At 61.8% G+C, this 7125-nt stretch carries 6 protein-coding genes and 1 pseudogene; 4 read left to right on the top strand and 3 right to left on the bottom strand.

Annotated elements, in window-relative coordinates; genetic code table 11:
* Positions 1 to 26: 26 nt before the first annotated feature.
* Positions 27 to 884 (bottom strand): LysR substrate-binding domain-containing protein, encoded by an 858-nt coding sequence (locus tag VQ044_RS23245; RefSeq protein ID WP_327649957.1) that lies wholly within the window; start codon positions 882 to 884, stop codon positions 27 to 29.
* 151 nt (positions 885 to 1035) lie between these two features.
* A complete protein-coding gene (locus VQ044_RS23240) occupies positions 1036 to 2163 on the bottom strand; it encodes a CaiB/BaiF CoA transferase family protein (protein WP_327649955.1) in 1128 nt (375 codons plus the stop codon).
* Between the two features lie 306 nt (positions 2164 to 2469).
* Here VQ044_RS23240 and VQ044_RS23235 point away from each other — a divergent pair, with 306 nt between their 5' ends.
* Complete coding sequence (locus VQ044_RS23235; protein WP_327649953.1) at positions 2470 to 3627, top strand: acyl-CoA dehydrogenase family protein; 1158 nt, start codon at positions 2470 to 2472, stop codon at positions 3625 to 3627.
* Positions 3628 to 3668: 41 nt separating this feature from the next.
* Positions 3669 to 4541 carry an FAS1-like dehydratase domain-containing protein gene (locus VQ044_RS23230; RefSeq protein WP_327649951.1) on the top strand — a complete coding sequence of 291 codons (873 nt, stop codon included), beginning with the start codon at positions 3669 to 3671 and terminating at the stop codon, positions 4539 to 4541.
* 53 nt (positions 4542 to 4594) lie between these two features.
* Here VQ044_RS23230 and VQ044_RS23225 read toward each other — a convergent pair whose 3' ends face one another.
* Complete coding sequence (locus tag VQ044_RS23225) at positions 4595 to 5950, bottom strand: MmgE/PrpD family protein (RefSeq protein WP_327649949.1); 1356 nt, start codon at positions 5948 to 5950, stop codon at positions 4595 to 4597.
* Positions 5951 to 6304: 354 nt separating this feature from the next.
* Between VQ044_RS23225 and VQ044_RS25920 the strand changes: the two genes are divergently transcribed.
* Complete coding sequence (locus VQ044_RS25920; RefSeq protein WP_442873000.1) at positions 6305 to 6415, top strand: SEC-C metal-binding domain-containing protein; 111 nt, start codon at positions 6305 to 6307, stop codon at positions 6413 to 6415.
* A 165-nt stretch (positions 6416 to 6580) separates the two neighbouring features.
* A pseudogene (locus VQ044_RS23220) lies at positions 6581 to 6718 on the top strand (IS3 family transposase); the annotation flags it as partial.
* Positions 6719 to 7125: the final 407 nt, after the last annotated feature.

The raw sequence follows: 7125 nt of genomic DNA, 5'->3' as shown, positions 1-7125 counted from the left end.
TCCTCAGTGGAATCGGCACCCCGAGCCTAACGGCTCGAGGCGGGCAACGCCGCCCACTTCAGAGTTTCAACAGAGACCGGGACATTCCCGTCGGCTGTGGCCCAAGCGCGTAGGTTGCCTCCTTTGACCTCTCTGGTAATCGCACTTCGCGGCAGAATGGAATAGCCCAGCTGATGTGCCACGAGTTCCTTGATGCTGGCGTAGGAGTCGATGTCCATGACAGGCTCAAGGGTAAGCCCATTGCTGGCAGCCACTTCGTCTATTAGGCTGCGAAGGCCATGGCCGATGCTGGGGAGAATGAGAGGAAGCCGGCAGATCTCTGAGAGGGAAATTCGGCTTTCGGGGAGCAGATGGCTAAAAGTTTCATCGGAGACGGGGCCGATCAGGCACAACTCTTCGGAGAGGACCCCGTAGGATTTGAGACCGCGGTCATCCAGCGGAATGTAGAGCAAAGCGAGGTCGACTCGCCGGTCACGAAGCCATTCGAGCACGAAGCCGCTCATCGCCTCCGTCACGCGCAGTCGGACTTTCGGATAAAGACGACGCATCTCCAGAATCAACGGCACTGAAAGAATCTGGCTGATACTTCCTGGAAGTCCGAGACGCACCTCGCCTGAAGGCTCGCTTTCATGCTCCTGAATCTCCTGACGCGCGGTTTCGAACTGCGCCACGATTGAGCGCGCCTGTTTCAAGAGGATCGAACCAGTCTCGGTTGGCTTCACGCCCTGCGGCGTGCGCAGGAGGAGTTCAGTATCGAGATCGGCTTCCATATTGCGAACATGCAGGCTGAGAGCTGGCTGGGCGATTCGCAAAGAGAGCGCAGCTTTAGAAAAGGATCCTTCCTCGACAATCGCGATAAAATACCGAAGTTGCCGTAGGTCCACTTCCAGCCACCTTTTATCCGGTGTTCGCTTCGAGGCAAGCGTGCGGGACGGTACAGTGTGTGCGGCCAGGCCGGAAGGCGGGCTAGTTCTGAATATGCAGACGGCAAGATGAATGTCCGAATCTTACGCTGCGCCTAGCGACATCCGGTTGCTAAACCTCCAACACGAACTCAGTTCTGATTGCTTCTGTATCTTGGCCCAACCTCGGCACGGGTCCGAGCTCCGGCACATGGCCGTCCACCAGGAAACCGGGCGCGAGCATACGCACCGGCCCCGTGGGCGTGTCGACCTCGACGTATCGGTTCTGCGGATGGCTGGCGACGTCCTCCAGCGTGGAAAGGCGGCCATAGGCGATGCCCGCCGCCTCCAGCAGCGCCGCCATCGCGTCGCGGTCCTGGCGGCGGAACTCGACGACCAGCATCTCCTCCAGCGCCGGCCGGTTGGCGACGCGGGCATTGTTGCTGCCAAACCGCAGATCGCTTGCCATCTCCGACCGCTCCAGCACGTGCGCGCAGAGCTTCGCCCATTCGCGCTCGTTCTGGATGGAGAAGAGGATGGCCTTGCCGTCAGCGCACTCATAGACGCCGTAGGGGGCGATGGTGGGATGGCTGAGCCCGGCGCGCGGCGGCACCTTGCCCCCATAGGCATATTGCAGATACGGCACGTTCATCCAGTCTGACAGCGCGTGAAACAGCGACAAGGAAATGTGTCGTCCCTCCCCCGTCCGCTCACGCGCGAATAACGCCTGCATGACAGCGGAGAGCGCCGTCATGCCCGCCGCAATGTCGCAGACCGAGACGCCGACGCGCGCCGGCCCGTGCTCGTTGCCGGTGACCGACGACAGCCCGCTCTCGGCCTGCACCAGGAGGTCGTAGGCCTTGAGGTGCGCGAAAGGCCCGTCGTCGCCATAGCCGGAGATCGAGCAGGTGATCAGCCGCGGATGCTCCCGGCGCAGCCGCTCGATGCCGAAGCCGAGGCGTTCGATCGCGCCGGGAACGAGGTTCTGGATGAAGACGTCGGCTTCGGCGATCAATTGGCCGAGCAACTCGCGGTCTGCCGCCTCCTTCAGATCGAGGCGCACCGACTCCTTGCCGCGGTTCAGCCAGACGAAATACGCGCTCTCACCATGCACGAGGCTGTCGTAGCCTCTAGCGAAATCGCCCTCCGGCCGCTCAATCTTGATGACGCGCGCGCCGGCATCCGCCAGCCGCCCCGACACATAAGGCGCGGCCACAGCCTGCTCGACTGACACGACGAGGATTCCGGAAAGATCTTTCACACTACCTCCTGCCTTGCTTCGTCCTTTGGGAGCACCGTTGCGGGACGCGTCTCCTATCGGCAGCGAAAACACAAGCACAACGATTCAATAAATATCGTACGCAGTAAAATATTAATTCGTAGAGCAACGAAATGTCTGCCGACATATCAATTTGAGATAGGGGTTATCACGAAGCGTTATTTTGACGGCCAAGCCAATTTGTCCATTCTGAATCGCACCCGAGCTGTAAGGCGGAAAACCGTCCTCCTGATTCCTTAGGGTCACCATGCGCGGCTGCCGAAGTTTGAGAACAAAGGAGAAGATGCCATGAGCGACACTGAGACCTTTTCCGAAATCCGCGAGGAGGTGCGCAAACTCTGCGCCGAATTCCCGGCCGAGTATTGGCGACGGCTCGACCGCGAGCATGCCTACCCAGCCAAGTTCGTCGACGCGCTGACGCGCGCGGGCTACCTCGCTGCCCTGATCCCGGAGGAGCATGGCGGCTCCGGCCTGTCGCTGCCGGCGGCCTGCGCGATCATGGAGGAGATCCAGCGCTCGGGCTGCAACGGGGCCGCCTGCCACGCCCAGATGTATATCATGGGCGCGCTTCTGCGGCATGGGAGCGAGGAGCAGAAGCGACACTACCTGCCGAAGATCGCGAGCGGCGAGCTGCGGCTTCAGGCTTTCGGCGTCACCGAGCCGACCAGCGGCACCGACACGTCCTCGATCAAGACCACGGCGCGGCGCGAGGGCGAGCGCTACATCGTCAACGGGCAGAAGATCTGGACGAGCCGGGCCGAGCATTCCGACCTGATGCTGCTGCTGGCGCGCACGACGCCGAAGGAGGAGGCGGCCAAGCGGACGGACGGGCTGTCGGTCTTCCTTCTCGACATGCGCGAGGCCAGGGGCGCCGGCCTCTCGATCAGCCCGATCCGCACGATGATGAACCATGCGACGACGGAGGTCTTTTTCGACAACGTCGCAGTGCCGGCCGAGAACCTCATCGGCGAGGAGGGCAAGGGCTTCCGCTACATCCTTTCGGGCATGAACGCCGAGCGCATCCTGATCGCCTCCGAGTGCATCGGCGACGCCAAGTGGTTCATCGACAAGGCGACCGGCTATGCCAGGGAGCGCGTCGTGTTCGGCCGCCCGATCGGCCAGAACCAGGGCATCCAGTTTCCCATAGCCAAGGCCTACGCCCATATGCGCGCGGCCGAGTTGATGGTGCATCGCGCCGCCGCGCTCTTCGAGGCCGGCGAGCCCTGCGGGGCCGAGGCCAACATGGCCAAGATGCTCGCCGCCGATGCCTCCTGGGAGGCGGCGGAAGCCTGCGTCCAGACCCATGGCGGCTTCGGCTTTGCCGAGGAATACGACGTAGAGCGCAAGTTCCGCGAGACGCGCCTTTATCAGGTCGCGCCGATCTCCACCAACCTCATCCTGTCCTATCTCGCCGAGCATGTGCTCGGCATGCCCCGCTCCTATTGAAGCGAGGCGAGGACGGGACGAACGAGAACAGGAAAAGCTCCATGAGCGCAGCGATCGACATCGACCATCTCCAGAGCTGGATCGGGCGGACCGAGACCGCGAGCGACACGATCACACCGCGCCTTGCCGAGAGCTTCCGCGCGACGCTCGACCTTGAGCCGGGCGCGGCGGCGCCCGGCGGCGAGGCGCCGCTCTGCATCCACTGGTGCCTGGCGCCCGCCATCGTGCCCGGCGCCGCCACCGGCCCGGACGGCCATCCGGCGCGCGGCGGCTTCCTGCCGCCGGTGCCCCTGCCCCGGCGCATGTGGGCGGGGGGCGAACTTCAGTTCCTCACCCCCTTGCGCGTCGGAGACCGGGTCACGCGCACCTCTCGGATCGAATCGGTGGAACTGAAGGAAGGGCGCACCGGCGCTCTGTGCTTCGTCGCCGTGCGCCACGAGATCCGCAGCGAGCGGGGCCCCGCCATCGACGAGCGCCAGGACCTCGTCTATCGCGGCGCCGATGCCGGACCGGCAGCCAAGCCAGCGGTGCCCGAAGGGAGGAAGCCGGCGGAGGCCAGCCGGGAGGTCGAGGCGACGACGCTCCTCCTGTTCCGCTATTCCGCGCTCACCTTCAACGGACACCGCATCCACTATGATAATGACTATTGCCGGACCGAGGAGAACTATCCCGGCCTCGTTGTCCACGGGCCCCTTCAAGCGACGCTGCTGGCGCATCTGGCCGCCGAGCGCCTCGGGCGCGCGCCGGCCGTCTTCCGCTATCGGGGCGTGAGCCCGCTCTTCGACGGCGGACGCTTTTCCGTGAACGCCGGAGCGGACAAGGCGGGAAGCGGAGCGGAGGCCTCCACGGAGCTCGACCTATGGACGGCCGATGCGCATGGACGCACGACGATGACCGCCCAAGCGAGCGGTTAACTGTGTTCGACAATTGCTCTTTCCGCCACTTCTACAATCACACATCCGAAGTATCATACAGCAGCCCCTCCGTGCATTGCTGCCGCAGCGCGCGCTAATTCTGCAGCGTCGTCGAGCTGTTCTACGGCCCAGCAAAGCTTGATCAGCTGGTCAACTCTATCTTTCGGCAGCACGCGCTCGGTGAGGCTGAGAAACTTCGCCTCTAGAGCTGCGTCACTCATGGGGCACTGCAAACTGCCGACAGCGTGTTTGACGTGCTTATGGAGCTTACGGCCGTTCTTGAGCGTGACGGTGATATAGACTTCATCTTCGTGAATCTTCGAGTCGGAAACTGCGTCGATCCGGTCACGTAGGATGGCAACTCGCTCCTCGCACACACATGCGTCACTAAACTCGTGCTCGCCTGCGGCGCCATAGGTGATCGCCGCCGCCGCCGAATGGTAGACACTGAACTTGCCTTCGAGCCCCGTCTGCGGCGTCTTCTTGCCCGTGAGCTCAAGAACAAGCGGATGGACTCGGAGTTCAACCCGATCAATGTCGTCGCCCCCCAGCCCGTGTTCATCGCGGAGTTGAATGCAGCCATCGATTGCGGGATGGATGACAAGCCCACAAGGAAAAGGCTTATAAGTATTGAAAGTAATCTCGAAGCTCGACCCGAGACCCTTGGTGATCTCAGCGAAATTCTGTTCGACCGACATAACGTGGCTGAAACCGCGTGGCGCCTCGATCACGCGATCGGAACTGGTGAAGTTCTGTTGAGCTAGCAACGCCGAAGCCAAACCATTTTGTGCAGCACGGCCGGGATGAAAGCTCTTGCACATGGAACCAAACATCTCCCTTAGGCCCGCCGATTGCGTCCCGGCAATGCCGAGTGCCCAGGTCATCTGCTGCCGATTGAGCCCAAGCAGCTTGCCGGCTGCGGCCGCCGCACCGAATACGCCGGCCGTGCCCGTAATATGCCAACCGATATTGTAGTGGGCCGGGAACACGACCCTGCCGATCCGGCACTCGACCTCAACTCCCAGAACCATGGCATGCAGGAGATCGGCACCGCTTATGCGGCGCTGCTCGGCAAGAGCGAGCAAGGCGGGAACGACTGGGGCCGTCGGATGGATGAGAGTCTCGGGATGAGTATCGTCGAAGTCGAGCACGTGGCTTGAAATGCCGTTCATCAACGCAGCATGGAGAGCGTCGACCCTTTCAATCCGGCCGAACAGGCTAGCTTGACCCTGACCAGCGAACGGTAACAAAGCGGCGATAGCGCGGTCTACGGTCGCATGACCGGATCCGCCAACCGCGCAACCCATCCAGTTCAGCAGAGAACGCGCAGCTTCGCTCCTGACTCCCTGAGGGAGCATGTGAAATTCCGAGTTGACCACATAGTCGGCCAAGATCGCTGTCGCTTCCATCGATAAATCCCGTTCGTGAAATGAATCGGCAAACGGGTGTTTCCTCGCTGCCGCGCTTCCGGAAATGGCTGTCGCACACCTACGGTGGCCCCAGAATCAAGGAACCGAACTATCGGCTAGCAATGAACCGAGCAAGCTCCTTCTGCCGTCGATCTGCGGCCGGGAAGCGGGACTGCCATCGCAGAAGTTGGCGACGAAGAAACGCAGACGGCGCTCTCGGGCCTTCTGGAACTCGTCGCCATCAGCCGCGGCGCCAGCACTCTCCCTCAAACGGAAATCGATGATCTCACGCTCAAGGCCCCGGCGCTGATCTCCAAATGGGTCGAAGCCCTCAATGTCTGGCGGTTCGCCCAGATGAAGGGAACGGTAAATTCCGCCATGCCGACCTTCGGCAAGGTCGGTCGCAACGATCCGTGCACCTGCGGGTCCGGTAAACAATACAAGAAGTGCTGCGGTCTCAACTGACCAGCACGTTCACCGGACGCTTACTCAGCAGCGAAGAGTTTGGCACCCGTTTCGGCGAGGCGGGCGTGTTCGACGAATGGGATGCCGACGACGACGGCAATCTGACCGAGGACGAGTTCAACATCGGCGCCTACAACGCCTATGACGATGACGACAGTGTCAACGGCCGTCGAGTTCGCCACCCTCGAATGGTCCGACTTGTTGAACAATCGCCGCCTTCTCACGCCGATTGGCAAAATCCCGCCCGCCGAAGCGGAAGAAGCCTACTGCGCAAAGCTTGAGGCCGTGCCGATCGCCGTGTAGGACTTAAATTAAANTCGAATGGTCCGACTTGTTGAACAATCGCCGCCTTCTCACGCCGATTGGCAAAATCCCGCCCGCCGAAGCGGAAGAAGCCTACTGCGCAAAGCTTGAGGCCGTGCCGATCGCCGTGTAGGACTTAAATTAAACCGGCATTCCCCATTTGGATCACCTTTCGGCATGGTAATAGCACCCAAAGCGGTTCGCCAAGCCTTTTGTCGGCTTTGACTCGCTCTGGCCGCTGCATATTGATACGAGGCGGCGCCAAGTCGGTTATTTTGGCACCCAGAGACGTGATTTGACCATGCCCGGACACAGTTTTCGGGAATGTCCCGGTCTCTGTTGAAACTCTGAAGTGGGCGGCGTTGCCCGCCTTGAGCCGTTAGGCTCGGGGTGCCGATTCCACTGAG

This window comes from Aurantimonas sp. C2-5-R2 (genome assembly GCF_036549495.1).
Classification (GTDB): domain Bacteria; phylum Pseudomonadota; class Alphaproteobacteria; order Rhizobiales; family Rhizobiaceae; genus Aurantimonas; species Aurantimonas coralicida_A.
This window is presented reverse-complemented; position numbering and strand designations above follow the sequence as displayed.